This window comes from Methylorubrum sp. Q1 (assembly GCF_004683995.1).
Taxonomy (GTDB): Bacteria; Pseudomonadota; Alphaproteobacteria; order Rhizobiales; family Beijerinckiaceae; genus Methylobacterium.
Genome location: NZ_SRHQ01000007.1, coordinates 182,901 through 209,508 on the forward strand (window position 1 = coordinate 182,901; position 26,608 = coordinate 209,508).

The window sequence follows — 26,608 nt, forward strand, 5'->3', positions numbered from 1 at the left end:
GCGAGCTGGGCTGTGGGAAACGGGGACATCGAGCGTATCGCCGTCCGCTTTCAAGCCGCCGCGGGGACAGACACGGTCCGCATGCGTTTGGCGCTGAAGGCGGCGGCGTAGCCGCACAACACGTCGGTCGCCATGCGGTTCATGGAGAAGCGGGTGCGCAGCGAGTTGCTGAGCGCTCGGGTGCGGCCCTGCCGGCGCGATGGCTCCTCATCGAGGATACGGAGGATGGCGGTGCTCAAAGCCTCGCAATCGCCGGGTGGAACCAGATCGGAGGAGAAGGCCCCGAAGATCTCCGGGATCCCGCCGACATTGGTCGCCACGAGGGGCTGTCCGGCCGCCGCAGCCTCCAGCACGACGTAGGGCAAGGATTCCGCGAGTGAGGGCACGACCATGACCCGGCCGCGTCCGAGCACGGGCCGGATTGCCTGAGGCGGCTCGAACGCGATGGCATGGCGAAGACCGAGATTTTCGGCCATCGCGGCGATGCTCTCGGTATCAGGGCCGGAGCCTACCATCAGAAGCCGGAGGTCGCGGCCCTGGCCCCTCAGCCGCGCGAGCGCCCGCAACAGCACCGGCAATCCCTTGGCCTCACGCAGTTCACCGACATAGACGAGATCGAACGGGTCATCCGCCGTCTCCACCGGGGCAAACTCGGCTTCCGCGATGCCGTTGTGGACGATACGCTCAAGGCGCGGCGAGCCTCCCGCGAAAGCGGCATGCCGCGAGGCGACGTACTCGCTCTCGAACAGGAACAGGTCAGTCGCCCGCGCCATCACTTGCTCGGCGGCCATGTAGACCCGGTGGAGGGCCGTGCCCGGACGGTAATTGTAGCTGCCGCCATGCGGGGTATAGGCGCGGATCACCCCGCGCCCGGCCGCGCCGAGCGGGGCGAGGCGGGCGAACACGCCGCCCTTCGCGCCGTGCCCGTGCAGCACGTCCGCGCCGACGGCGAGCGCTTGCGCCCGCACCGCGCGCAAGACTTGAAGGTCGCTCGCATGCGGGTTCCGGCGCATCGGAACGCGCGTGACGCCCAGCGCGAGGTAGGGGGACAGATCCGCCAGGGTCCGTTCGGCCCGCTCGCCCCCGGTCGAGGCATCGCAGATGAGGCCGACGGCGTGCCCGGCCTCCGCCTGGAGGCGGGTGAGATCGATGACGTGGCGAAACAGGCCGCCGACCGGGGCCCGGAACACATGGAGGATGCGGTGCCGCTCACCGGTGCCCACGCGGGACGACAGGTCCGCGACCGGGTGAGCCGTCGGCCCCTGGGGCGTCAGGGCGGCGGTCAGAGAAGTGGCGAAGGGAGAGGCCACGGCAGTCGGTCTCCGCGCGGACGGCCCCGATGCGGGGCCCGATCCGGCGGAAGATCGTCACGGGGCGGTCAGCACCCGGTTAAAGAGCAAGCGCAAAGGGCACGCGGAGGCCTCTGCCGCCCGGCTTTCGTGGATCGCGGTTAGGCGTTGGTGAATGCTGCGATGAGACGGCTTAAGAGTGCCTCACGAAACTCCCGGTCTCTGCCCGTTCTCGCTCTGGCGATGACAGCGCGGCGGGCGTTTTGTGAGAGACACTCAGAAAAACCGCTCCTTGACGACGATCGTGTCGCCCGGCCGCACCGGGTAGGACATCGGGACGATGCCGTTGATGAGCCCACCCTGGCCCTCGCGGGTCAGCACCGCGTAGTCGCGTGCCGCCCGTGGGCCGAAGCCCGCGGCAATCGCCACCGCCGTCTCGACGGTCATGCCGTTGACGTAAGGGTACTGTCCCGAGGTCGTCACCTCACCGAGGATGTAGAAGGGCCGGTAGGCATCGACCTCGACCGTCACGTGCGGCTCGCGCACATATCCGGCGGCGAGCTTGGCTTCGATCAGCCGGGCAGCTTGCGCGGTCGTCTGCCCGCCCACCTGAACCACGCCGATCAGCGGCATCGCGATCCGTCCGCCGCCATCGACCGCGTAGATGTTGGACAGGTTATCCTGCCCGAACACGATGACCCTAAGCTTGTCGCCCGCTGCCAGGGCGTAGCGCGTGCCAATGGACCCGGTGCCGGTCGCATCGAGATCGACGGTCCGGAAATCCGGACGCAGGCAGCCGCCGAGCGCCAGGATGGACGGAAGGGCCAGGAGAAATGCGCGCCGCTGCATCGCCATCGCCGTTGTGAAGAACCTCGGCGTTACTTAACGGCGCATGGTTAACGAATGCTGATCCGGCCGCGCGACCGACCGGAATCACCTCTCGGGTTCGACGCCTCGTCTCGAATGCCGACGACGCCCGGCCGCGGCTCTTAACGGGAAGTCAACCTTAACGACCTTTACTGGCCCGAGACGGATCGATCGCCCCGATCCGCGTCCTGCCTTCGTAAAGACTGCCCATGCCGCGCCTCAGGCTGTCGACCGATCCGTCTCTTCCGCCCACCGGCGGGCCCGGTGGGCCCGGCGATGGATTGGCGGTGGCGCAGATTGGAGGCGTCCTGCGCCGCTCCTGGGCCTGGATCGCGGTGCCGACGCTCGTGGCCGCGCTCGGTGCGGGCGTCTTCGTGCAGGTCGTGACCCCGCGCTACACCGGCGAAGCCAAGGTTCTGTTGGAAAGCCGCGATCCTGCCTTCGCCCGCACCGCCGCCGAGCGGACGGACCAGACCCAGCCGATCGACGAGCAGGCCGTCGCGAGCCAGGTGCAGGTGGCGATGTCGCGCGACATCGCCCGCCAAGCGATTCGCAGCCTGAAGCTGGTCGGAAACCCCGAATTCGATCCGGAGGCCGAGGGCAGCTCGGCGATCCGGCGCACGCTGATGATGCTCGGGCTCGTCTCGGCGCCGATGGATCGTCCATCCGAGGATCGGATTCTCGAAAGCTACCTCGACCACCTGCTGGTCTATCCGGTCGGCAAGTCGCGCATCCTCGCCGTCGAGTTCCGATCGCGCGACCCCGAACTCGCCGCGCGCGGCGCCAACACGGTGGCAGACCTCTACCTCGCCTCGCTGGAGGCGGCCTCCGTCGATACCGCCCGTTACGCCTCGACTTGGCTCGGCAACAACATCGCGAACCTGCGCGCCCGCGTGGCCGAAGCCGAGGCGAAGGTCGAGGCGTTCCGCGCCAAGCACGGCCTGATCGGCACGGGGAGCAGTGCAGCGGCTCAGCCGCTCTCGTCCCAGCAGCTCTCCGAACTGTCGAGCCAGCTCTCGCAGGCGCGCACGATCCAGGCGGACCTGACCGCCCGGGCCAAGCTCCTCAAGGACATGATCAAGGAGGGCCGTGCCTTCGAGATCCCCGATGTCGCCAACAACGAGCTGATTCGGCGCACCGTCGAGAGCCGCATGGCGATGCGTGCGCAGCTCGCCCTCGAATCGCGCACGCTGCTGCCGGCCCACCCGCGCATCAAGGAGCTGACGGCCCAGGTCCAGGATCTCGAGAGTCAGATCAAGGCCGCTGCCGAGCGGGTGGTGCGCACCCTCGAGAACGACGCCAAGATCGCGGGCGCTCGGGTCGAGAGCCTGCGCGCGGCGGTCGAGGGCCAGCAGGATGTGGTCGCCAAGGGCAACACCAGCGAGGTGGAACTGCGTGCCCTGGAGCGCGAGGCGAAGTCCCAGCGCGAACAGCTCGAATCCTATCTCGCCCGTTACCGCGAGGCCGCCGCGCGTGACGCCGAGAATGCCAGCCCGGCCAATGCCCGCGTGGTGTCCCGTGCGATCGTGCCCGACCTGCCCTCGTTCCCGAAGAAGCTGCCGATCGTCGCCTTCGCCACGATGCTGGCCTTCCTGCTCGCGAGCGCAGGGGTCATCGGCCGCCATCTCCTCGTCACGCCGTCCGGGCCGGGCGGAGACCGCAACGGGGATGAGGGAGAGCCCTTCGTTCAAAGCGCCCGAACCGATCGCCCGCGCGACTTCTATCCCGAGCCGGAGCCGCCCCCGTCGCGCCGTCCTGCCTACGAGCCGGTCTATGGCGGCGCCTATCCGGCCTCTGCGACAGAGCGGTTCGCCCCGGCCCTCGCCTTCGCCAATTCCCTGAGGGCGACGGCGACGGTGCATCACCCGGTCTTCGCCAGCACGGCGCCGATCGGAGCCGAGGCGGCCGCGCAAGCGGATGGGGCGAAAGCGGACAGGGACGGGTTCGGCGTCCCCGCGAAATCCTCCGCCTCCTATGCCGATCTCGATGGGCTGATCGCCCGGTTGGAGAACGGAGCGGGCAAGTCGCACGGCAAGGGGCCGTTGACCGGGCCGTTGACGGGGCCGTCCAAGGGGGGCTGTGTGCTCGTGGTCGAAACCCCGCGCGCCGACGGCACGCCCGGTCTCGCCTCCAATCTCGCCCGGGTGCTCGGCCCGCGCCGCCAGACGTTGCTGGTTGATGTGAATGGCGCGGTCTCCGGGCCGTCCGAGCCGGGACTGACCGATCTGGTGGCCGGTGCGGCCGACTTCCTCGACGTGATCCAACCGGTGCGGGGCTCGCGTCTCCACGCGGTGAAGCGCGGCTCGGCGCCTCTCGATGTGCTGGTGGAGGAGCCGCAAGGTCTCGCCATCGGGCTCAACGCCCTGTCGCAGAGTTACGATTGGGTGCTCTGCCGCCTCGATGCGCGCAATGCCGAGGACGGCGCCGAGCTCATTCCCGCGGTCGGACCCTGCATGGATTCGATCGTGATCGCCTCGGATGCGGCGTCCGACGACCCGGCTCTGGTCTCGCTCTATCGCCTCGCCAAGGAAACCGGCGTCGGCCGGGTGGTGGTTGCCCGCCACGGCGAGGACGCGGACCTTACTCCGACCCTGGACGGGACGCCTCTGCGGCTTTCGGCCTGACACGCCGGCTGACCTCCGAAGGGGCGAGGCGCCGGCTCAGCAACCCGTCCCACGCTCTTCTTCCGTCGCGGTCATCGCGGCGGCGACCCGCAGGGCCCAGAGGTTGGTGCCCACAAGGGCCGCGAGAGCAACGCACGCGGCGACCAGAGGAGCCGAGAGCAGGATTGGCACGGTATCTCCCCGAATCAGGGCGGTGGTTCCGCCGGTCCAGATCGGAGGAACCGGCGGAACCGCCGAGCCTCGCTAAGGGGGGCCGCGTTCGACCCGGCCCATCCACCTTGCCTGTTTGGTGAAATCGGTTCTTTAACAAAATTTAGAGTTGTGCCGCCTCGTTCGGCGAACGTTCAGATGGCGGCCTTGGCCGCACGCCCGAGATGCCATGGCCGGATCAGGCCAAGTCCCTGATTTGTCGCTTTGATTCGACGGGAGAACGTCGTGTGAGGGCGATCGATCTCGCCCTCACGACAGCATGCGGCAGGACGCCGCACCCACTCTGCCGGGACCTTGCCGGCGGACCGAACAGCCCGCCGCCGATCCCGTCGAATCAACCCTAAAACGGCAGCTTCATGCCGGGTGGCAGCGGCAGGCCTTTCGTCAGCTCCGCCATCTTCTCCTGGGCCGTCGCCTCGGCCTTGCCGCGGGCGTCATTGCAGGCGGCGACGATCAGATCTTCCAAGATTTCCCGTTCGTCGGCGACCATCAGGCTCGGATCGATCGAAACGCCGAGCACCTGACCCTTGGCCGTCATCCGCACGGTCACGGCGCCGCCGCCGGAGGCGCCCGACACCTCGACCGCTTCGAGTTCGGACTGAACCGAGGCCATCTTCTCCTGCATGGCCTGGGCCTGCTTCATGATGCCCATGAGGTCGCGCATGGTGGGTTCGCTCCGGTTCCGGTCGAGAAAGGGTCAGATCCCCGCACTTAGGCGCAGGGGCCCCGGCTTGCCAGGGTGAGGGGTGAGCCTCAGGCGTCGTCGTCCGTCTCTTCGGGCGGAGGGGCCGCCGGCCCGGCGCCGTCCGCCGCGGCGTCGGCGGTCTCCGGCGATTTGTCCCGCACATCGACGATCTGCGCGCCGGGGAAGCGCGACAGAACTTCCCGCACCAGCGGGTGGGCGGCGGCGTTCTGGTGGCGGGTTTCCTCGGCCGCCCGCGAGTGTTCCGCGATCGTCGGCGCGCCGGGCTCCTTGGAGAGGGCCACCAGCCAGCGCCGTCCGGTCCAGGCGTCGAGGGCGCGGGCGAGATCGGTCGGGAGGCTCTGCCGGCCGCCGGGCGCGAGGCGGAACTCGATCCGCCCCTCCTCGAAGCGCACCAGATGCACGTCGCGCTCCAGCGCCACCTTGAGGGCGATGTCGCGGGCCGCCTCGGCCTGGGCGACCACGTCCTCGAAGCGCCCGAGCCGCGGACCGGCAGGGGCCACCGGAGCCGGGCGCGATGCGGGTTGGGGCGCAGCGGCCGTGACGGGGGCGGGAACCGCGGCCAGGGTCGGCCGGGGCGAGGGTTGCGGGGCGGGCGGCGCCATCTGCAACGCGGCCGAGCCGTGCGAGGCCATGGCGGAACCGCCGTCGCGCCCGAGGCTCGGGCGAGCGGCGCCGTTGCCCTCGGACGAGGCGATGTCGGCGCGAAGCTGGCGCAGGGCCTCGTCGGGCGTCGGCAGGTCGGCAGCATAGGCGAGCCGTACGATCGCCATCTCGGCGGCGGCGAGCGGGCGGGGGGCGGCCTGCACTTCGGGCAGCGCTTTGAGCAGGATCTGCCACGCCCGCGACAGCGCCCGCACCGGCAGGCGCCCGGCGAACGCCACGCCGCGCACGCGCTCCGCCTCGCTCAAGGTCGGGTCGGCCTCCGCCCCCGGCACCAGCTTGAGGCGGGTGACGAGATGGGTGAAGCTGGCGAGATCCGAGAGCACGACCGCCGGGTCGGCACCCGCGTCGTACTGCGCGCGGATCTCGGCGAAGGCGGCCGGCACGTCGCCGCGCATCACGGCCTCGAACAGATCGACGATGCGCGAGCGGTCGGCGAGGCCCAGCATGTCGCGCACGCCCGCAGCCGAGACCGCGCCCGCCCCGTGGGCGATGGCCTGATCGAGCAGCGAGAGCGCGTCGCGCACCGAGCCCTCGGCGGCGCGGGTGACGGCGGCGAGCGCCTCGTCCTCGGCCTCCACCCCTTCCGCTGCGCAGATCTTCTTCAGGTGGGCGGAGAGCACGTCGGCCTCGACCCGGCGCAGATCGAAGCGCTGGCAGCGCGACAGGATCGTCACCGGAACCTTGCGGATCTCGGTGGTCGCGAACACGAACTTGGCGTGGGGAGGCGGCTCCTCCAGCGTCTTCAGGAAGGCGTTGAACGCCTTCTCCGAGAGCATGTGGACCTCGTCGACGATATAGACCTTGTAGCGGGCCGAGACCGGCGAGTAGCGGATGCCGTCGATGATGCCGCGCACATCGTCGATGCCGGTATGCGAGGCGGCATCCATCTCCAGCACGTCCATGTGCCGGGATTCCATGATCGCCTGGCAGTGCTGGCCGAGTTCCGGCATCGACACGGTGGGGCCGGTATCCGGCTGGCCGGTGCGCAGGTAGTTGAGGCCGCGGGCGAGGATGCGGGCGGTGGTCGTCTTGCCGACGCCGCGCACGCCCGTGAGCATCCAGGCCTGCGGGATGCGGTTGGCCGCGAACGCATTTCCCAGCGTGCGCACCATGGCGCCCTGGCCGATCAGGTCATCGAAGGTCTGGGGGCGATATTTTCGCGCCAGGACGCGATAGGGGGCCGCGGCCGGCGCGGGGGCGGGCATGCCGGGCAGGCCCGGCTCGTCGGGGAACGTGCCGTGCGTCTCGTCCATGCCGCCGTTCGGACTTTTTGGGGAAGGCTGGCCGCCCGGCCCACGGGCGGCGAGGGTGGGAGGCTGGACGAAGACCCGCTCGGTCTCGTTAGGGCTGCTTCCTTCCGGACCTGACCCGGTTGGCGAGTGAAACGTCCCTCGCCAACCTCCCGCGCCGTATATGACGGCCCGCGCGGCGGGATGCAAGCGGGTTGCCCCCCTCCGACAGCGCGGCCATGCTTCGGGTAAGCGAAGGGCCGAAACAGGGAGAGGCCATGCGGACGACCACGATTCCGGCACGCTTCGCCGTCCTGGCGCTAGTTGCGGGCCTAACCGTACCCGCCGGCGCGCAGGATCGGGCCCGAGCACCGGCACAGGAGGGGGCGCTCAAAGGTTGGCAGGGCCATTACCGCTACGAGCACGCGGCCGGCCGCACAGCCGGCGGTACGGGCGTCGTTGTGAATTACGACCTCGTGCTGCTGGCGCCCGATGTCAGCGACGGATGCGTTCTGACCATACGGGGCTTCCAATCCGACGAGACGCTCCGCTGCCGGACCCGCCAGGAGGGGCAGGATCTCGCGGTGACGTTCGATCGCTACGGCGATGGCAAAACGGTCAATACGTACGGGGTGGCGGTCTACAAGCCGGGCCAGCCCCTCTTCACCCTCGCCAAGGGGCGGGCGTTGGTCACGCGCTGGCAGGGACTGAAGCCGGACGGGCAGGGCGTGGCCGAGAGCGGCGCCTACTTCGAGAAACTGCGGTAGTCCCGGAGGGGCGACCCCTCCGGGAGCGGATGCCTTACTCCGCCTTACGCTTCACGATCTCCAGGGTCTTCGGATCGAGCTTGAGGTCGAACTGCTTGCCGTTGGCGTCGATGGCGTCGTCCACCTCGATCATGCCGTCGTCGAGTTCGATCTCCTTCCACTTGGTGAATCCCTCCTTCTTCAGGACGTCCTCGACCTTGGCCTGCTGGTCGGGCGGCAGCTTCTCGTCGGCGAGCACCGGACCGCTGAGGAGAGCGAAGCCGATGGCGAAGGCGGCGAGGGGGCGGAAGGACATGAGACGCTCCAATACTGAGAGAGACGCCGGGCGAACCGCTGATCGTCCCGGTTGTTCCTGCCGGTCTTCATAAGGCTCCGCTCGTGATTGCCAGCGCGCGTAGTGCTGCTTAGGTTGCAACCTCCGGGTTCGGAGCTTGCCGCAGCACCATGGTCACGCGCGTCGCCACCGTCGCCTTCGAGGGGATCGAGGCGCGTGCCGTCGACGTGCAGGTGCAGATCGCAGCCGGCGCCGTCGCCTTCACCATCGTCGGCCTGCCCGACAAGGCGGTGGCGGAATCGCGCGAGCGGGTGCGCTCGGCGCTGATCGCCTCGGGGCTGGCGCTCCCGGCCAAGCGCATCACGGTCAACCTCGCCCCGGCCGACCTGCCGAAGGAGGGCTCGCATTACGATTTGCCGATTGCGCTCGCGGTGATGGGCGCCATCGGCGCGCTGCCCGCGGACGCGCTCGGCGGCTATTGCGTGCTCGGCGAACTCGCGCTCGACGGCTCGATCACCGCGGTGGCCGGCGTGCTGCCCGCGGCGATGGCGGCCAACGGGCGCGGCCTGGGCCTGATCTGCCCGGCCGCGACCGGGCCCGAGGCGGCGTGGGCCGCCGGCGACATGGACGTGCTGGCGCCGCGCTCGCTGATCCAGCTCGCCAACCACTTCAAGGGCAGCCAAGTGATGGCCCGGCCGCAGCCCGCGGTGGCGGCCCCCGCCGGGCCGATGCCGGATCTGCGGGACATCAAGGGCCAGGAGGGCGCCAAGCGCGCCCTGGAGATCGCGGCGGCCGGCGGCCACAACCTGCTGATGAACGGGCCACCGGGCGCCGGCAAATCGATGCTCGCCGCGCGCCTTCCCTCGATCCTGCCGCCCTTGGGCCCGCGCGAACTGCTCGAAGTCTCGATGATCCAGTCGGTCGCGGGCGAGCTGAAGGGCGGAGCCCTCTCGAACCGGCGGCCGTTCCGCCAGCCGCACCATTCCGCCTCCATGGCGGCGCTGGTCGGCGGCGGGCTCAACGCGCGGCCCGGCGAGGCCTCGCTCGCCCATGGCGGCGTGCTGTTCCTCGACGAGTTGCCCGAGTTCACGCCCCAGGTGCTCGATTCCCTGCGCCAGCCGATGGAGACGGGCGAGATCATGATCGCCCGCGCCAACCACCGGACGACTTACCCGGCGCGGTTCCAGCTCGTGGCGGCGATGAACCCGTGCCGCTGCGGCATGGCGCTGGAGCCCGGCTATGCCTGCCGCCGGGGGCCGAACGAGCGCTGCGTCGCCCAGTACGGCGCCCGTATCTCCGGGCCGCTGCTCGACCGGATCGACCTGCGAATCGAGGTCGCCGCGGTAACCGCCGCCGACCTGATCCTGCCGCCGCCCGCGGAAGGCTCGGCCGAGGCCGCGGCGCGGGTCGCCGCCGCCCGCGCCCTCCAGAGCGCGCGCTACGCCGCCCTCGGCCTGCCCGCCGCCACCACCAACGCGACCTGCCCGGCCGCCGCCATCGAGACGGCGGCCGCGCCCGATGCCGAGGGTGCGGCGCTGATCCGCCACGCGGCCGAGACCATGCGGCTGTCCGCCCGCGGCTTCCACCGCACGCTGCGGGTCGCCCGGACACTGGCCGACCTCGACGGCGAGGCGCAGGTGCGGCGGCTGCATCTGGCCGAGGCTTTGTCCTACCGGGCACGGGGCGAGCGGCCGGCGGCCGCGGCGTGACCCGCCGGCCCCCAGGGCCATTGCGCGAAGCCGCAGGAGCGGCTTCGCGGCGCGAACAGCGCCGCGCGGGGCGAGAGCCTGAGACCGCGAAGGCGGGCGCCGGCGACTGAGGCCAGCAAGAAACCGTGGGCATCGCCTTCATGCGATGGCCCTGGCCGGCGCGGGTCCGGCCATTGCCACGCCCCTTCGCGGCGCACATAGTCGTGCACAATATGTCAGGGACGGCTGGCCTGCCGGAACAGACCCTGTGCGAGGGAGCGAGGCGGTGGCGCAGGGCACGCAGATGCAACGGCATCTGTGCGGAATCCAGACGGCCTGGACGGATGCGGGCGAGGCTTTGGACGCGGTCGCGGCCGTGGCGGGGGCCATCGACCGGTCGGTCGTCGGCCATCTGATCGTCTTCTTCTCGCCGGCTTACGACGCGGAAATCCTCACGGCCGCGCTCGCGGCGCAGTTTCCCGGCATCGGGCTCACCGGCTGTTCCACCTCCGGCGGGATCAGCCCGGCGGGCTCGATCGACCGCGGCCTCGTCGCCATCGCCTTTCCCTGCCAGGGATTCCGGATCGTCTCGGGCCTGCTCACCGACATTGCCCGGCTCGATGTCGAGGGCGCGGCCTCGACCGTGCGCGGCCTGCGCCGGACCCTCGACGGGGTGCGGCCGGAGGGCGGCAGCGGCCACCGTTTCGCCCTGTCACTGATCGATTCGCTCGCCAATGCGGAGGAGACGGTGGTCTCGGCGGTGGCCTGGGCGCTCGACGGCATCCCGCTGATCGGCGGCTCGGCCGGTGACGATCTCGCCTTCCGCAGCACCGTGCTGATCCACGAGGGCCAAGTCTGCCGCGAGGCGGCGGTAATCCTTCTGGTCGAGACCGATTTCCCGATCCGGATCTTCAAGAGCGACAATTTCGAGCCGACGAGCCGCAAGTTCGTGGTCACCGCCGCCCGCGAGGACGAGCGGCGCGTCACCGAACTCAACGCCGAGCCCGCGGCACGCGAATACGCCATGGCGGTGGGGCTCGACCCGGAAAACCTCTCGACGATGAGCTTTGCCGCCTACCCGCTCGCGGTGAAGATCGGCGGGGAGTATTACTGCCGCTCGATCAGCCGGGTGGAGCCGGACGGCTCGATGACCTTCTTCTGCGCCATCGGCGAGGGCGTGGTGCTGACACTGGCGCAGCCCCGCGACATCGTCGAGGCGACGCGGGCCGAACTCGAAAGCCTCGACGCGTCGCTCGGCGGGCTCGACCTCGTGATCGGTTTCGATTGCGTGTTTCGCCGGCTCGATGCCGAGAGCCGGCAGGTGCGCCACCGCATCGCCGACCTGTACCGTCGCTACGGCGTGGTCGGCTTCGAAACCTACGGCGAGCAGTACCGCTCGATGCACCTGAACCAGACTTTTACGGGTATCGCCATCGGCCGGGCCGAGTCTCCGGACCGCCGCGGCGCGAAGATCGCGACGTGACGACGGCCCGATGAATCGCCCAGGCCTCTGGATGGAACCGCCCTCCGAACCGCAGACCATCGAGGCCCTGACGCATCGTGTGGCCAAGCTCGAGCGCATCAACGCGGCGCTGATGGCCCATGTCGAGCGCACCATGGATCAGCAGGGCGGCGCCTACTCGCTGTTTCAAACCGCGATCATGCTGGAGGGCCGTGTCCGCGCCCGCACCGAAGAGCTGACCGCGCTGATGAACAGCCTGGAGCGCTCGAACGCGGCGATGCAGGCCGCCAAGGAAGAGGCCGAGACCGCCAACCGCTCGAAGACGCGCTTCCTGGCCGCGGCCAGCCACGATCTGCTCCAGCCGCTGAACGCCGCCCGGCTCTCGCTCTCCGCGCTGACCGACCTCGCGCCGGGGCCGGAAGCGCAGGGGATCGCCCGGCAGGTCGAGCGCGGCCTGGAGACGATCGAAGACCTCATCAAGGCGCTCATCGACATCTCGAAGCTCGATGCCGGCATCGTGCGGCCCGTGGTCAAGCCGGTGCGGCTTGCCGACCTCGTGGCCGGGATCGAAGCCAGCTTCCGGCCCTTCGCCGAGCGCAAGGAGCTGCGCCTCGTCACCCGCTGCGCCGACCTCGTGGTGGAGACCGACGGGATCCTGCTCCAGCGCATCCTCCAGAACCTCGTCTCGAACGCGATCCGCTACACCGAGAGCGGCGGCGTGCTGATTGCCGCGCGGCGGCGGGACAAGCTCTGCCGGATCGACGTGGTCGATACCGGCTGCGGCATTCCCGAGGCCGAGCGGGCGCTGGTCTTCGAGGAGTTCTATCGCGGCGCGCGCGAGTGCGACGATGGCGGGATCGGCCTCGGGCTCGGCCTGTCGATCGTGCAGCGCATGGCCTCGACGCTGGGGCATGCCATCGAACTGCATTCCCGCACCGGCCACGGCACGCGGCTGAGCCTCACCCTGCCGGTCGCCACCCAACGTCCGGACCCGCGCGTGACCCTGGCACCGCTGGCGACGGCGCTGACGGGCGCGCGGGTGCTCGCGATCGAGAACGACGCCTCGACGGCGGAGGCGCTGCAGCGGCTCCTGCGCAACTGGGATGCCGAGGTGCAGGTGTTTCGCGATCTTGCGGGCGTGGTGGCCGCCCTCGGTGCCGGTCTGGCGCGGCCGGACGTGATGGTGATCGACTACCACCTCGACAACGGCGCCTGCGGTCTCGACGTGGTGGATTACCTGCGGCGCAACCGGGGCTGGGTGACGCCGGTGATCCTCACCACCGCCGACCACGGGGCCGACATCGCCGCCCGCGCCCAGGCCACGGGGGCCGAACTCGTCCACAAGCCGATCAAGCCGGCGCAACTGCGCTCGCTGCTCGCCTACATGCTGGCGTGAAGGGTCGGGACACCGGAAGGGGTTCAGAGGGCGCTGAAACGCCGCTCACCCATCAGCCGGTCGCGCGCGCGGGCGACGAGGGCGGGGCGGATGCGGGTGACGTCCTCGCCGTCGAGGAGCGGCGATCCGGCGAGCACGCCGAGATAGGCCTCCTCGCGGTCCCGGCAGGTGGAAACCGCCTTGGTGGCGGCGAAGCTGCGGCTGGTGGTGCGGATCTGCTCTGCGAACGCCTCGTCGAGACAGGCCTGCCACGCCGCGTGGCGCACACCCTCCGGGCTCTCCGCCCGCGCGGGCAGGGCGGCGAGGACGGCAAGGGTCGTGAGGCTGGCGAGAAGGACGCGACGCATGGGACGAGCGGACCCTGGGACGGCGAACCTGAGGCGGTGACAGGGGTTTCCGGGGCGGCACGCGCTCGCGGAAACCTCTCGTCAACCTTGGCCGCCGAACCGTTAAAGCCTGCTAACGCACCAGATCCGGGCCCGGTCCCGATTTGGGACCGGGAAAAATTGCTGAGAAAGTTCCCCTCAGCGGTTGGCCGCCGTGAGCGGCGAGGCGTCGCGGCCGAGCGCCATCCAGCCCACCGCCTCCTGGCTCTCGCGCTTGACGAAGGTGTAGCCGGTCTGGCGCCAGGGCAGCACCGCGTTGGTCTTGTTGTCGAGCACGAGGTCGCCGCGGTTGGTGATGATCGTGAGGACCGCGTGGCCCTCGCCCTTCTCGTCGATGACCACGGTCATCCGCATCGCCCGGCGCGGCAGGCCGGCCTCGACCAGCAGGCGGCGCTTGAGGAGCTGGAAGTCCTCGCAATCGCCCCGGCCGTCCTCGGCGAGATCCCAGCGGTCGGCGGCGTGCCAATGGTCCCCATCGGTCACCGCTTCCACCGACCGGTTGATCCGGCGGTTGACCGCGTTGATCGTCTGCCACAGCGCCGGGGTCAGGGTGATGCTGGCGGCCTCGGTGCGATCGACCGCGCATTCGCCCGGATAGCGCTCGCAGAATTCGGCCCAGGCGGCGATCGGCCGGGCGGGACCGGTGGTGACCGCCGACAGGCTCATGGCGGGCAGCGCGGCGGTCGATTGCGCCTCGGCGCGCGGGGCCGGGGCGATGAGAAGAGCCCCGGCCAGGGCGAGGCCCGCCAGCAGGCGGGTCGTGAGGGCGGGCCGGACGACACAGAGCTTGGAGAACGCGATACGCATGGCCCTGACCGAGCAGTTAAGCTTCCGTTAATGAAGCTCTCACGGCCGTCCGGTTCCCGCAATCGCCGAGTTAAAAATCGGTTAACGCGATCCGTCGCATTTGATCGATCGGGGCCGGGACGCCCGCGGTGAGGTGCGGGGGCCAGCGCGAAACAAGTCCGGAGCACCGTCACCGGGTGCGGTGGCCGCGCCGCCACGGCACCGTTAGGCTTAGGCTTATCCTAGGATTCGCAAAGCCTTCCGATGACCAGCGAACTGCCCTGCGCCGAGTCCGTGCAGCCCACCGACCGAGGGCCGGCGGTGATCCGCACCGTGGCCATGCCCACCGACACGAACCCGGCCGGCGACATCTTCGGCGGCTGGCTGATGGCGCAGATGGACATGGCCGCCGGCAACGTCGCCGCCCGCCGGGCACGGGGGCGCTGCGCCACGATCTCGGCGGAGGCGATGACCTTCCACCGCCCGGTCTTCGTCGGCGACGAGGTGAGCCTCTATGCCTGGATCGTGCAGACGGGCCGCACCTCGATGCGCATCCAGGTCGAGGTCTGGCGCCGGGAGCGGGAGGGCGAGGCTACCATGAAGGTCACGGAAGGCCTCTTCACCTTCGTCGCCATCGGGCCCGACCGCCGGCCGCGGCCGATCCCGGAGGAGCGGGAGGGGTGATGTCTCCAAATGGCGGATCGCTGCGACATGGACGCGCTCTATAGAGCCTGCGTCAGCTCTAAACCCTGAGGGCCATTCGCCGCGAATGGCCAAGCGGTCTTGGGGTTTTGATCATGCTTGTGACGAAGAAAATTGTGAACCGCAAAGACGGCCCGATCTATGTATCAGTCGAGCCGTTGCCAGAGTGTTTCGAGCTCGAGCCGGGCGATGAATTAACCTTGATTTGGATCGCAAACGAAGACGATCACCCTGTCCAAATCGATTTTGCTGGCGAGCGCGACCTTGTCGTCTGGCCCGAAAATCGCGGTGCCGATATACAATTTCTGATCAACGGAGAAGAGGCGGCGCATCGAAGCTGGGATTTCAAGCACCAGTTTCGCTGACCGCATGAAAATCAGTGCATCGTCAGCGTAGTGAGCCGGCGCGCGCCCGCATGCTGGTGCAGGAAGGCGCTCATCTCGGCGAGCACCGGCGCCTTGCGGCGGAAGCTGACCGAGAGCGACAGCAGCGTGTCGGCATGGTCGAGGCCCTCGTAGACCCGTTCCTGCACCGGCACGCGGGCCTCGCGCAGGCGCGCGGCGAGGCTCGCCGTGTTGCGGGGCCGCACCACGGTATCCTTGTCGCCGGTGGCGAGGAAGGTCGGCGGCGAGTGGGCGCCGGCGTAGGAGACGGGCTGCGTCGCCTCCGGGTCGGGTGCCTGCCCGAACACGTCGATCGAGGTCTTCTGGTCGAAGGGCAGGAAGTCGTAGGGGCCCGATAGGCCGGCCACCGCCCGGATGACCCGCGGATCGACGCCGGCCTGGCGCAGATATTCGGGGTCGAGCCCCAGCATCGCCGCGTTGTAGGCGCCCGCCGAATGGCCCGCGAGCACGATCCGACTGGGATCGCCGCCCTGCGCGGCGATGTTGTCGCGCACCCAGGCGATGGCCGCCGCCCCGTCCTTCAGGAAGTCGGGAAAGCGCACTTTCGGGTAGAGCCGGTAATCCGGCAGCACGGTCACGAAGCCCTGCGCGGCCAGGGCCTGCGCGGCGAAGGCGTAGTCGTCCTTGCTGCCGCTGTTCCACGAGCCGCCGTAGAAGAACACCAGCACCGGCGCCCGCGCCACGGGAACGGTCGGCACGAACACGTCGAGGCGCTGGCGCGGATCCGCGCCGTAGGCCGCGTCGCGGATCGCGAGGCGCCCGCCCTTGTCGCGCGGCCCGAGCGCATCGAACAGCGCCAGCGGCGAGCATCCGCTCAGCCCTAAGGCGGTGAGCCCGAGGCAGACCAGCGAGACGAGGGAGACGAATGCCTTGATCATGTGACCCGTGATTGACCCGGCGGTCGCGGCGGATTCATGGCCGCGGGGTGGCGACGTTGGGAGTTATGTCCTCAGGACGATGCAGGCGCCGCCGACGCCGCGGATCTTCTGGCAGAGGCCGTCGGCCGCGTTCCGGCTCTCGGCCGGGATGCGCACCCGGTAGAAGGTGCGGGTGCCGCGAAAGCGCAGGCGGGTGCCGACGATCATCGGCCGCACCTCGCCGATCACGCTGGTGTAGCGCACGCGCGCCCGCTGGAAGCTCGCGAGCGCCAGCGACTTCGAGAAGTTGCCGGCGAGCTGCACGCCCCAGGGCGCGGCCGGGCCACCCTCGACGGACAGGGCGAAGCGGTCCCCGCGCGACGGGATGCGCAGGGCGGCGGTGACCTGAAGGCAGCTCTGCGTCTCGGCCTCTGGCGGGGGCGGCATGTCTTCAGCCTTCTTGCCCTCGGACGTCTTCGCCGCCGGATCGGCGCCCTCCGGCATCTCGACGCCGGCGTTCGGCCGCCAATCCTCCGCCGGGCGCCCGGTGACGCCGATGACGTAGGCCCGCGTCTCGGCGGGCAGGCCGCCGCTGCCGGCGAGCCAGGCCGAGACGCGCCCCGGCCCGCCGTTATAGGCCGCCGCCGCCAGCCCGAGATTGCCGAACTGCCGCCTGAGGTCGGCCAGGAAATGCGCCGCGTGCGGGATCGCCTGTTCGGGGTCGAACGGATCGGTCAGCCCGCGATCCTTGGCCGTGCCCGGCATGAACTGCGCCACGCCCTGTGCGCCGGCCGGGCTCACCACGCCGACGCGAAACGCGCTCTCGCGCCAGATCAGACGCGTCAGGAACGGCACCGGCAGCTTCCGCGCCTTGGCCGAATCCTCGATCAGCCGGCAGAGCGCCTGCTCCACCGTCTCGCTCTCGGGCGAGGGGGCCGCACGCGCGGGACCGGCGAGCGCGGCGAGGGCGGCCGGCAGAAGAACGAGGACGAGACGAGGCACGGCGGCTGATTTAGGGCGCCGGCCCGGGAAGGGGATGGCTGCCCGCTTCCGCGGCACGGTTTGCCCTGCCGAGGAGCATCATTGTGCCGCGCCCGACGCTTCGTGAGGGAGTTGTACTTTAGTGAGATTCTAAGAATGGCACTATTTTTCTGGTATTCCGCGCGCTAGGCTCGATGCTTGCAAGAGCCGGACGCCAAGATCCGGCCTCACGAGGAGGAACACGATGCTCGAAGAGCGCATCTCGGAGATCGATGCCGAGGCGGCTGCAAAGTCCGTTTCCGAAGCCGTCACCCGGCTCGGCGCCTGCCCACACGACTGCCCCGACACCTGCTCGATGATCTACACCGTCGAGGATGGGCGGCTGATCGATGTGCGCGGCAACCCGGATCATCCGATGACCCGCGGCGCGCTCTGCGGCAAGCTCAAGGACTTCGACCGCCACCACTACAACCCCGACCGCATCCTCTACCCGATGCGCCGTTCCGGCCCGAAGGGCAGCGGCCAGTTCGAGCGGATCGGCTGGGACGAGGCACTCGCCGAGATCCACCGCCGCTTCACCGGCATCATCGAGACGCACGGGGCGGAGGCGATCCTTCCCTACAATTATCTCGGCAACGAGGGCGTGGTGCAGGGTCTCACCGTGGGTGACGCCTTCTTCAACCGGCTCGGTGCGACGGTCGCCGAGAAGACGTTCTGCGGCTCGGGCTCCTGCACCGCGTGGCTGCTGACCGTCGGCCCGACCAACGGCACCGACCCGATGAGCTTCGCCCAATCGAAGCTCATCGTGATCTGGGGCTGCAACTCGGTCTCGACCAACATCCACCACTGGCACGTGGTGAAGGAGGCGCAGCGCCACGGCGCCCGCGTCATCGTGATCGACCCCTACCGCTCGCGCACCGCCGCCCAGGCCGACTGGCACCTGATGCCGAAACCCGGCACCGACGGCGCGCTCGCCATGGCGATGATCCACGTCATCATCGAAGAAGGCCTGACCGACGACGACTACATCGCCCGCCACACCGTCGGCTTCGAGCCGCTGAAGGAACGGGCGCAGGCCTTCACGCCGGAATACGCCGCCGAGATCTGCGGCATCCCGGCCGACGACATCCGGCAACTCGCGCGCGAATACGCCACCACCCGCAACGCGGCGCTGCGGCCCGGCGTGGCGGTGGAGCGGAGCGCCGGCGGTGCCCAGGCGCTGCGCGCCATCTTCTCGCTTCCCGCCCTGACGGGGTCTTGGAAGGATCCGGGCGGCGGCGTCTACCAGATGCCGCTGTGGGAGTTCCCGGTGCACTGGGACCGGGTCTGCCGGCCGGACCTGATCCCGGAGGGGACGCGGGTGCTCAACGTGCTCAAGCTCGGCGAGGTGCTGACCGGCGAGGCGGGGATCGAGCCCGGCATCCATGCCCTGATGGTCTACAACGCCAACCCGGTCTCGAACTCGACCGAGACCGCCAAGATCAAGCGCGGGCTCGCCCGCGAGGACCTGTTCACGGTCGTCAGCGAACACTTCGTCACCGACACCGCCCGCTACGCCGACATCCTGCTGCCGGCCACCATGGCGGCCGAGCACGACGACATGATGTTCTCCTGGGGGCACTTCTTCTTCACCCTGAACCAGAAGGCGATCGAACCGCCGGGCGAGACGGTCTCGAATGCCGAGCTGTTCCGGCGGCTGGCCAAGACCTTCGGCTTCACCGAGCCCCAGTTCTCCATGAGCGAGACCGAGCTCATGGAATGGTATCTCGATTGGGAGAGCCCGAAGCTCGGCGGCATCGGCATGGACCATTTCCGCCAGCATGGCTGGTACCGCCTGAACATCGGCGATCCCGACACGCGCACCCCGCATGCCGAGGGCAACTTCCCCACACCTTCGGGCAAGTGCGAGTTCTACTCGGAGGCCGCGGTCACGAGCGGCAACTTCGTCGCCCCGCCCTTCCGGCAGATGTACGAGCAGTTCCAGGGTGGCGAGGCCCTCGATCCGTTGCCGGGCTACGTGCCGGCCAACGAGCGGCCGGAGACGAATCCGGCCCAAGCCGAGCGCTACCCGCTCAACATCGTCTCGCCCAAGAGCCACGGCTTCCTCAACTCGCAATACGCCAACGAGGCGCACAAGGTCCGTGCGCAGGGGGAGCAGACGATCCTGATCAACCCGGCCGACGCGCAGAGCCGCGAGATCGGCGAGGGCGCGCTGGTGCGGGTGTTCAACGACCGCGGCGCCTTCCACGGGCAGGCGCGGGTGACCGAAGAGGTGCCGCCTGGGCTGGTGATTGCCTCGCTCGGCTACTGGCACTCGCTCAACCGGGACGGGGCGGTGAACGTCATCAGCGCCTCGACCTATGGCGGCATGGGTCACTCGCCGACCTTCAGCGACAACCTCGTGCAGGTCGGGCTGGCGCAGTAGCGCGACGCGAAGACGATTCGCGCGGCCGGCCCCGCGCGCTATAACCCCTCGGCCCGCCGCTCCGACACCGGATCGCGGCGGGCCGTTTTTCGTTCGCCGGGGTTCGATGTCCGATACGCTGCTGACCGTCGAGGATCTCTCGGTCGCCTTCCGCTCCGGGACGCGCGAGACCCGCGCGGTCGATCGCGTCAGCTTTTCCATCGAGCGGGGCGAGACCCTGGCTCTGGTGGGCGAATCCGGCTCCGGCAAATCGGTGACAGCGCTCTCGATCCTGCGGCTGCTCGACGGCGCCGCCCATCACCCGGGTGGAAAGATCCTGTTCAAGGGGCGCGACCTGCTCACGCTGCCCGAGCGGGAGATGCGCGCGGTGCGCGGCGCGGACATCACCATGGTGTTCCAGGAGCCGATGACCTCGCTCAACCCGCTCCACTCCATCCAGCGGCAGATCGGCGAGGTGCTGGAGATCCACCGTGGCCTGAAGGGCAAGGCGGCGCGGGCCCGCATCCTCGAACTCATGGATCTCGTCGGCATCCGCGACGCCGAGCGGCGGCTCGGCGCCTATCCGCACGAACTGTCCGGCGGCCAGCGCCAGCGCGTCATGATCGCCATGGCGCTGGCCTGCGAGCCGGACCTGCTGGTGGCCGACGAGCCGACCACCGCCCTCGACGTCACCGTTCAGGCGCAGATCCTCGCGCTGCTGGCCGACCTGCAGAAGCGGCTCGGGATGGCGATGCTGTTCATCACCCACGATCTCGGCATCGTCCGCCGCATCGCCGACCGGGTCTGCGTGATGCTCGCCGGCCGGATCGTCGAGGCGGGCCCGGTCGATCGGGTCTTCACCCGGCCCCAGCACGAATACACGCAGCGGCTGCTCGCCGCCGAGCCCACAGGCCGGGCGAACCCCGTGCCCGATCACGCCGAGCAACTGGTCGAGGCCGGGCCGCTCAAGGTGTGGTTCCCCCTCAAGGCGGGGCTGCTCCGGCGCACCGTCGGCCACGTCAAGGCGGTCGATGGGGTGCGGCTCAGGGTGCGGGCGGGCGAGACGGTCGGCGTCGTCGGCGAATCCGGCTCGGGCAAGACCACGCTGGGCCTCGCCCTGCTGCGGCTGACCGAATCCGAGGGCCCGATCGTGTTCCTCGGGCAGCGCATCGAGGCGCGCGGCCCCGCCCTGATGCGACCCCTGCGCAAGGACATGCAGGTGGTCTTCCAAGATCCCTACGGCTCGCTCTCGCCGCGCATGTCGGTGGGTGACATCGTCGCCGAGGGGTTGGCGGTGCAGGGGCTGGTGAAGGGCGGCGACGAGCGTCGTGCCCTGGTGGCGAAGGCGCTCACCGATGTCGGCCTCGATCCGGCGGCGATGGACCGCTACCCGCACGAATTCTCCGGCGGTCAGCGCCAGCGCATCGCGATTGCCCGCGCCATCGTCCTGAAGCCCCGCTTCGTCGTGCTCGACGAGCCGACCTCGGCGCTCGACCGCTCGGTGCAGGCGCAGATCGTGACGCTGCTGCGCGACCTGCAGCGGGAGCGCGGCATCGCCTACCTGTTCATCAGCCACGACCTCAAGGTGGTCCGTGCGCTCTCGAACTACGTCATGGTGATGCAGCACGGCCAGGTGGTCGAGGAGGGCCCGGCCGAGGAGATTTTCGCCGCGCCCAAGACCGACTACACCCGCACCCTGTTCGCGGCGGCCTTCGAAATGGATGCCGCGACCACCGCCGAGATCGAGCCGGCCTGAACGCATGGCCCGCGCCCTCCTCATCGTCCTCGATTCCGTCGGCATCGGCGGCGCTCCGGACGCAGACCGCTACGGCGACGCCGGCTCCGACACGGTCGGCCATATCGCGGAGGCCTGCGCCGCCGGACGCGGCGACCGGCCGGGGCTGCGCGCCGGGCTCCTGCGCTTGCCGAACCTCACCGCGCTCGGCCTCGGGCTGGCCTGCAAAGGCGCCACCGGGCGCGTCCCGCCAGGGCTTGCGCCCGAGGGACCCGTGCGGGCGCTCTGGGGCCACGCCGTCGAGACCGCTTCGGGCAAGGACACCCCGTCAGGCCATTGGGAGATTGCGGGCGTGCCGGTGCGCGAAGCCTGGGGCCACTTTCCCGATATGCAGCCCGCCTTCCCGGCGGAGCTGACGGCGGCGCTGGTCGCACGGGCGGGGCTGCCCGGCATCCTCGGCGACCGCCACGCTTCCGGCACCGCGATCATCGAGGCGCTCGGGGCCGAGCATGTGCGGACGGGCAGGCCGATCTGCTACACCTCGGCCGACAGCGTGTTCCAGATCGCCGCCCACGAGGAGGCATTCGGGCTGGAGCGGCTCTACGAGACCTGCCGGATCGCCCGCGAACTCTGCGATCCCTACCGCGTCGGCCGGGTCATCGCCCGGCCCTTCCTCGGCAGCGCGGCGGAGGGCTTCCGCCGCACCAGCCGCCGCAAGGACTTTTCCGTGGCGCCCCCCGCCGGGACGCTGCTCGATGGGCTGGAGGCTGCGGGCCGGGTGGTCGTGAGTGTCGGCAAGATCGGCGACATCTTCGCCCACCGCGCCACGGGCCGCGAGATCAAGCCCGCCGGCAACGCCGCCTGCCTCGACGCGGCGCTCGACGCCTTCGCCGGATTGCCGGAGGGCAGCTTCGTCTTCCTCAACCTCGTGGATTTCGACACCGAGCACGGCCACCGCCGCGACGTGCCGGGCTACGCCGCCGAGCTGGAAGCCTTCGACAGGTGCCTCCCCGAGATCCAGGCGGTGCTGAAGCCCGGCGATCTCTGCGTGATCACCGCCGACCACGGCAACGATCCGACCTGGACGGGCACCGAGCATACCCGCGAGCAGGTGCCGGTGCTGGCCTTCGGACCGGGGCTGACGCCGCGCGCTCTCGGCCGCCGGGAGAGCTTTGCCGATATCGGCGCTTCGGTGGCGGCCCATCTCGGCCTGCCGCCGCTCGGGGCCGGGCAGGCGTGGTGGTGAGGGGTTCACGCCCGTCCTCCCGTCTATCCACCTCAGGAGGAGGCGGAGGGGAGGAGGGCGGAAGTTTTGTGAGTGACACTCATACCAAATCCGTTTGACCCCTTCGGGATGGCGGATTTGGCTTTTTCTCAAGGGCCGCGCGGGCTCGGCTGATACGGCATCTGCTCCGATCAGGCTGAGACCCGCATCAGGCGATCAGCGCGAAAACTTCTTGTACTTCAGCTTCTTCGGGATGATCGATTCGATCCCGAGGCGGCGCTTCTTGTCCGCCTCGTAGTCCGAGAAGTTGCCCTCGAACCACTCGACGTGGCTGTCGCCCTCGAAGGCGAGGATGTGGGTCGCGATGCGGTTCAGGAACCAGCGATCGTGGCTGATGATGACCGCGCAGCCCGCGTAATCCTCCAGCGCGTCCTCGAGGGCGCGCAGGGTCTCCATGTCGAGGTCGTTGGTCGGCTCGTCGAGCAGGAGCACGTTGGCGCCGCCCTTGAGCGTGCGGGCCAGATGCACGCGGTTGCGCTCACCGCCCGAGAGCGTGCCGACCTTCTTCTGCTGGTCGCCGCCCTTGAAGGCGAAGGCCGCGCAATAGGCGCGCGAATTGATCTCGCGCTTGTTGAAGTAGATGATGTCGTTGCCGCCCGAGATCTCCTGCCAGACGGTGGCATTGGGATCGAGCGCGTCGCGCGACTGGTCAACGTAGCCGAGCCTGACCGTCTCGCCGACCTCGATCCGCCCGCCATCGGGCTTCTCCTGGCCGGTGATCATCTTGAACAGCGTGGTCTTGCCGGCGCCGTTCGGGCCGATGACGCCGACGATGCCGCCCGGCGGCAGCTTGAACGAAAGATCCTCGATCAGCAGGCGGTCGCCGAAGGCCTTGTTGAGGTGTTCGAACTCGATGACGTTCTGCCCGAGCCGCTCGTCGATCGGGATGACGATCTGAGCCGCCGCATCGACCTTGTTGTTCTGCTTGGCGACCAGCTCCTCGTAGCGGGTGATACGCGCCTTCGACTTCGACTGCCGCGCCTTGGGCGAGGCCGAGATCCACTCCTGCTCGCGGGCGATCGAGCGTTGGCGGGCCATGTCCTCGCGGCCCTCCTGCTCCAGGCGCTTCTGCTTCTGCACCAGCCAGGCGGAGTAGTTGCCCTCGTAGGGAATGCCCCGGCCGCGGTCGAGCTCGAGAATCCAGCCGGTCACGTTGTCGAGGAAGTAGCGGTCGTGGGTCACGATCAGGATCGCGCCCGGATACTGCTTGAGGTGGCCCTCCAACCAGTTCACCGTCTCGGCGTCGAGGTGGTTGGTCGGCTCGTCGAGGAGCAGCAGTTCCGGCTCCCACAGCAGCAGCTTGCACAGAGCCACGCGGCGGCGCTCGCCGCCCGAGAGGGTCGCCACCGGCTGCTCGTCGCTCGGGCAGCCGAGCGCTTCCATCGCCTGATCGACCTTCGAGTCGAGTTCCCAGAGGTTCTGGGCCTCGATCTGGTCCTGGAGCGCGGTCATCTCGTCCGCCGTCTCCTCGGAATAGTTCATCGCGAGTTCGTTGTAGCGGTCGAGCAGCGCCTGCTTCTCGGCCACGCCCTCCATGATGTTCTCGCGCACCGACTTGTTCGGATCGAGCTGCGGCTCCTGCGGCAGGTAGCCGACGCGCGCGCCCTGCGCGACGAAGCCCTCGCCGGTCCAGTCCTTGTCGATGCCGGCCATGATCTTGAGCAGCGTCGACTTGCCGGCACCGTTGATGCCGAGCACACCGATCTTGGCGTCGGGATAGAACGACAGGTTGACGTTCTCGAGGACCTTCTTGCCCCCGACATAGGTCTTCGTCAGACCCCGCATGTGGTAGATGAATTCGCGGGCCATGTGCGTTCGTCCTGCGTGAAGCGTGGGAGCCGGTCGGGCCGGCGCTCGCGGATGCGTGGCCTCTCGCGCGAGGCTGGCTCTGTCGAGCCAAGATGCTCGAGCCATGCCGCGCGGGGCGCCGTCCGCTCGCGGATGAAGAATTTCAAGTTCGAGTATCAGGGCCGCCCGGCAGGGGCAAGGCGGCGCCCGGCGCCGGCCCGACCTTCGCGCGAAGCCGCATGAGCGGCTGCGCGGCGCGGAGGCGGGCGCCGGCGACTGAGGCCAGCAGGAAACCAGGGTGATCGCCTTCGAGCGATGGCCCTGGGGCTTCAGGCGAAGGGGTTGCGCACCGGCTCGGCCGTCTCCGGCTCCTCGGGCACGGCGTCGGGCAGATCCTCCGCTTCGAGGGTGGCGACCACCGCATCGAGCAGGCTCTTCAGTGCCCTCGCACGCTTCAACCCCGCCCGGTCGCGGGTGAGGTCGAGGCTGCCATGCAGAATGAGGCGGCGCGTGCCGTTCTCGATCGAGAACCCGGCGAAGGTCTGGACGCCCGCATCCTCCGAGAAGGGCTGGAAGGGAAGGGCGGGATCGGCTTTGCGGCGCGGCATCGGGGACTCCTCAGAAGATCGCGCGCATCAACTCGCGCCAGAGCCGGCGCAGGACATCGACAGCCAGTTGCTTGAGGAAGTCTGCGAAGGATTCCGGGCCGCCGCGGGAGAATTCCTGCGGCTCGGGCAGCGCCATCGCCTTGGCCTTGCTCGCCTCGGGCAAGGCCGGGAACACGTCGATCCCGGCCGTCTCCCGCAGGGTCGCGAGCGACACCGCGCGCCACTCCGCGCCCGCCGCATTCGGCACGAGATAGGCCCCGGCCTCGCCGGTGCGCGGATCGTAGATCGCCTTGAACATCCGGGTCGGAACCAGCACCCGCCCCTTGATCGCCCCGACCGAGCGGCCCTCGAAGATCGGGCCGGTCACGACGAAGATCTCGCCGCGCTCGCTCGCGAGCCGGCGCACGCTCTCCTCGATCGCCGCCCACAGGCCGCGGTTCACTGCCCGGTTCTGAGGCACGATGTTGGCGAGGCTGAAGGATTCAGCCTGGGCGACCGCGCTCGGCATGTCGCCGGCCGGGGCGAGATGGCCGCGGTCGTAACCGCTCCGCAGGTAGTCGGCGAGGCTCGCGCGGTCGTCCTCGGGCAGGCGGTCCTCGTCGTGGAAGGCGTCGGCGCGCTCGACCCTTCGGGCGGCGGACACGCTCCGGCGCGTCAGCCGCTCTGCGGCGTAGAGCGGCGTGCGCGAGACACCCGAATGGAGCACGGCGAAGGCCTCGAAGCAGAGCGGGACGGCCCTGTCGGCGAGCTTCGGGTTGGTGAGCGTCGGCGCCCGGCCGTCCGCGAACAGGGCGCGGCAGGCCGGCGCCTCCGGCAGGGCTCGGGACTCCGGCAGGGCCTGGGACAAAGCCGCGTGCGAGACGACGACAAGGAGAAGAGCCGGAAGGAGCGGACGCAGCGCCATCGCCGGCCTAGTAGCAGACCCGGACGCGGCGGGGGCCGGACGGCGTCTCGCGCCAGCGGAAGCCGCAGGGGCGCCCGAGCGGATCGATCAGCGGCCGGATGTCACGGTCCGGCGGTCCCGGCGGGCGGCGGCAGCGGACGTCGTCGGGGCAGCTCACCGCGCCGGGCCGGAATCTGTCGGCATCCGCCGCCCAGGCCGCGCTCCCACCGATCAGGGCGAGCGCCAGCGCGGCCGTGGCCGGTAACGTTGCGGTGATAGGCATCGGGCGGCGGCCTCAGGGATGAGCGGGCGAGATGTTGATCAAGGCAGCCTTCATCCATAATTGAGGGCGCGTCACGCGTGAAATCGTGGGGCTGCCTTAACTCTGAAGGCAGACGAAACGGCCGAATCCTCTGAAAGACGCGCCGCTGTTGCAGCAAGATCATGGTATCCCGTGATCGGTTTGCGCTAGAATGATCGTTGATATGTCCCGGGGAGAGCTGTTTCCGGGGGCGGGCGAAATCCGAAGGCAGGCCGCGTTCGAGGATTCGGGCGTGCGGCCCTGCAAGAGCCGCCCTGCCGACGGAAACGCATTGAGAGACGGGTGAAGGCTT

At 69.7% G+C, this 26,608-nt stretch carries 23 protein-coding genes and 1 other RNA gene; 10 read left to right on the top strand and 14 right to left on the bottom strand.

The window, feature by feature from the left end:
* Positions 1–50: 50 nt before the first annotated feature.
* Both E4V01_RS09320 and E4V01_RS09325 read right to left on the bottom strand, forming a co-directional pair.
* The gene (locus E4V01_RS09320) at positions 51–1,310 is read right to left on the bottom strand and encodes a glycosyltransferase family 4 protein (protein ID WP_135298158.1); all 1,260 of its coding nucleotides are present in this window, start codon (positions 1,308–1,310) and stop codon (positions 51–53) included.
* A 255-nt stretch (positions 1,311–1,565) separates the two neighbouring features.
* Positions 1,566–2,144: a polysaccharide biosynthesis/export family protein gene (locus E4V01_RS09325; RefSeq protein ID WP_135298159.1), complete on the bottom strand. Its 579-nt coding sequence runs from the start codon at positions 2,142–2,144 to the stop codon at positions 1,566–1,568.
* Between the two features lie 221 nt (positions 2,145–2,365).
* On the opposite strand from E4V01_RS09325, the gene E4V01_RS09330 reads away from it, so the two are divergent.
* Positions 2,366–4,780 carry an exopolysaccharide transport family protein gene (locus tag E4V01_RS09330; protein ID WP_135298160.1) on the top strand — a complete coding sequence of 805 codons (2,415 nt, stop codon included), beginning with the start codon at positions 2,366–2,368 and terminating at the stop codon, positions 4,778–4,780.
* A 550-nt stretch (positions 4,781–5,330) separates the two neighbouring features.
* Here the strand turns inward: E4V01_RS09330 and E4V01_RS09335 are convergent.
* The 3 genes from E4V01_RS09335 to ffs form a co-directional block, all read right to left on the bottom strand.
* Positions 5,331–5,654, bottom strand: coding sequence for a YbaB/EbfC family nucleoid-associated protein (locus E4V01_RS09335; RefSeq protein WP_012253408.1), 324 nt, complete (start codon positions 5,652–5,654; stop codon positions 5,331–5,333).
* A gap of 89 nt (positions 5,655–5,743) precedes the next feature.
* Positions 5,744–7,612, bottom strand: a complete 1,869-nt coding sequence (locus tag E4V01_RS09340; protein WP_135298161.1) for a DNA polymerase III subunit gamma/tau — start codon at positions 7,610–7,612, stop codon at positions 5,744–5,746.
* A 53-nt stretch (positions 7,613–7,665) separates the two neighbouring features.
* Positions 7,666–7,764: signal recognition particle sRNA small type (gene ffs, locus E4V01_RS09345), an RNA gene on the bottom strand.
* Positions 7,765–7,866: 102 nt separating this feature from the next.
* On the opposite strand from ffs, the gene E4V01_RS09350 reads away from it, so the two are divergent.
* Positions 7,867–8,355: a DUF5991 domain-containing protein gene (locus tag E4V01_RS09350; RefSeq protein ID WP_135298162.1), complete on the top strand. Its 489-nt coding sequence runs from the start codon at positions 7,867–7,869 to the stop codon at positions 8,353–8,355.
* A gap of 34 nt (positions 8,356–8,389) precedes the next feature.
* Here E4V01_RS09350 and E4V01_RS09355 read toward each other — a convergent pair whose 3' ends face one another.
* Complete coding sequence (locus tag E4V01_RS09355; protein ID WP_060769482.1) at positions 8,390–8,650, bottom strand: PepSY domain-containing protein; 261 nt, start codon at positions 8,648–8,650, stop codon at positions 8,390–8,392.
* Between the two features lie 149 nt (positions 8,651–8,799).
* Here E4V01_RS09355 and E4V01_RS09360 point away from each other — a divergent pair, with 149 nt between their 5' ends.
* The 3 genes from E4V01_RS09360 to E4V01_RS09370 all read left to right on the top strand — a co-directional run bounded on the left by E4V01_RS09360 (position 8,800) and on the right by E4V01_RS09370 (position 13,175).
* The gene (locus E4V01_RS09360) at positions 8,800–10,338 is read left to right on the top strand and encodes a YifB family Mg chelatase-like AAA ATPase (RefSeq protein WP_135298163.1); all 1,539 of its coding nucleotides are present in this window, start codon (positions 8,800–8,802) and stop codon (positions 10,336–10,338) included.
* 265 nt (positions 10,339–10,603) lie between these two features.
* Positions 10,604–11,800: an FIST N-terminal domain-containing protein gene (locus E4V01_RS09365; protein ID WP_135298164.1), complete on the top strand. Its 1,197-nt coding sequence runs from the start codon at positions 10,604–10,606 to the stop codon at positions 11,798–11,800.
* Positions 11,801–11,810: 10 nt separating this feature from the next.
* Positions 11,811–13,175 (top strand): hybrid sensor histidine kinase/response regulator, encoded by a 1,365-nt coding sequence (locus tag E4V01_RS09370; RefSeq protein WP_135298165.1) that lies wholly within the window; start codon positions 11,811–11,813, stop codon positions 13,173–13,175.
* A 23-nt stretch (positions 13,176–13,198) separates the two neighbouring features.
* Here the strand turns inward: E4V01_RS09370 and E4V01_RS09375 are convergent, their stop codons facing one another.
* Both E4V01_RS09375 and E4V01_RS09380 read right to left on the bottom strand, forming a co-directional pair.
* Positions 13,199–13,522 (bottom strand): hypothetical protein, encoded by a 324-nt coding sequence (locus tag E4V01_RS09375; RefSeq protein WP_060769486.1) that lies wholly within the window; start codon positions 13,520–13,522, stop codon positions 13,199–13,201.
* 177 nt (positions 13,523–13,699) lie between these two features.
* On the bottom strand, positions 13,700–14,368 hold the full coding sequence (locus tag E4V01_RS09380) for a transglutaminase-like cysteine peptidase (protein WP_060769487.1): 669 nt from the start codon (positions 14,366–14,368) through the stop codon (positions 13,700–13,702).
* A 243-nt stretch (positions 14,369–14,611) separates the two neighbouring features.
* Here E4V01_RS09380 and E4V01_RS09385 point away from each other — a divergent pair, with 243 nt between their 5' ends.
* Both E4V01_RS09385 and E4V01_RS09390 read left to right on the top strand, forming a co-directional pair.
* A complete protein-coding gene (locus E4V01_RS09385; protein WP_060769488.1) occupies positions 14,612–15,031 on the top strand; it encodes an acyl-CoA thioesterase in 420 nt (139 codons plus the stop codon).
* Between the two features lie 113 nt (positions 15,032–15,144).
* Positions 15,145–15,414: a hypothetical protein gene (locus E4V01_RS09390; protein WP_083530815.1), complete on the top strand. Its 270-nt coding sequence runs from the start codon at positions 15,145–15,147 to the stop codon at positions 15,412–15,414.
* Positions 15,415–15,425: 11 nt separating this feature from the next.
* Here the strand turns inward: E4V01_RS09390 and E4V01_RS09395 are convergent, their stop codons facing one another.
* On the bottom strand, positions 15,426–16,331 hold the full coding sequence (locus tag E4V01_RS09395) for an alpha/beta hydrolase (RefSeq protein ID WP_135298166.1): 906 nt from the start codon (positions 16,329–16,331) through the stop codon (positions 15,426–15,428).
* 63 nt (positions 16,332–16,394) lie between these two features.
* Positions 16,395–17,312, bottom strand: a complete 918-nt coding sequence (locus tag E4V01_RS09400) for a lytic transglycosylase domain-containing protein (RefSeq protein ID WP_135298167.1) — start codon at positions 17,310–17,312, stop codon at positions 16,395–16,397.
* Between the two features lie 223 nt (positions 17,313–17,535).
* On the opposite strand from E4V01_RS09400, the gene E4V01_RS09405 reads away from it, so the two are divergent.
* From E4V01_RS09405 to E4V01_RS09415, 3 genes are all read left to right on the top strand, one after another.
* Positions 17,536–19,716 carry a molybdopterin-dependent oxidoreductase gene (locus tag E4V01_RS09405; protein ID WP_135298168.1) on the top strand — a complete coding sequence of 727 codons (2,181 nt, stop codon included), beginning with the start codon at positions 17,536–17,538 and terminating at the stop codon, positions 19,714–19,716.
* A gap of 106 nt (positions 19,717–19,822) precedes the next feature.
* Positions 19,823–21,451 carry an ABC transporter ATP-binding protein gene (locus E4V01_RS09410; RefSeq protein WP_135298169.1) on the top strand — a complete coding sequence of 543 codons (1,629 nt, stop codon included), beginning with the start codon at positions 19,823–19,825 and terminating at the stop codon, positions 21,449–21,451.
* Between the two features lie 4 nt (positions 21,452–21,455).
* Positions 21,456–22,676, top strand: a complete 1,221-nt coding sequence (locus tag E4V01_RS09415; RefSeq protein ID WP_135298170.1) for a phosphopentomutase — start codon at positions 21,456–21,458, stop codon at positions 22,674–22,676.
* Positions 22,677–22,871: 195 nt separating this feature from the next.
* Here the strand turns inward: E4V01_RS09415 and ettA are convergent, their stop codons facing one another.
* The 4 genes from ettA to E4V01_RS09435 form a co-directional block, all read right to left on the bottom strand.
* Positions 22,872–24,524 (bottom strand): energy-dependent translational throttle protein EttA, encoded by a 1,653-nt coding sequence (ettA, locus tag E4V01_RS09420; protein ID WP_135298171.1) that lies wholly within the window; start codon positions 24,522–24,524, stop codon positions 22,872–22,874.
* Positions 24,525–24,832: 308 nt separating this feature from the next.
* Positions 24,833–25,111, bottom strand: coding sequence for a hypothetical protein (locus E4V01_RS09425; RefSeq protein WP_060769495.1), 279 nt, complete (start codon positions 25,109–25,111; stop codon positions 24,833–24,835).
* 10 nt (positions 25,112–25,121) lie between these two features.
* Positions 25,122–26,015, bottom strand: a complete 894-nt coding sequence (locus E4V01_RS09430) for a DNA/RNA non-specific endonuclease (protein ID WP_060769496.1) — start codon at positions 26,013–26,015, stop codon at positions 25,122–25,124.
* Positions 26,016–26,022: 7 nt separating this feature from the next.
* Positions 26,023–26,277 (bottom strand): hypothetical protein, encoded by a 255-nt coding sequence (locus E4V01_RS09435; RefSeq protein WP_135298172.1) that lies wholly within the window; start codon positions 26,275–26,277, stop codon positions 26,023–26,025.
* Between the last annotated feature and the right edge of the window lie 331 nt (positions 26,278–26,608).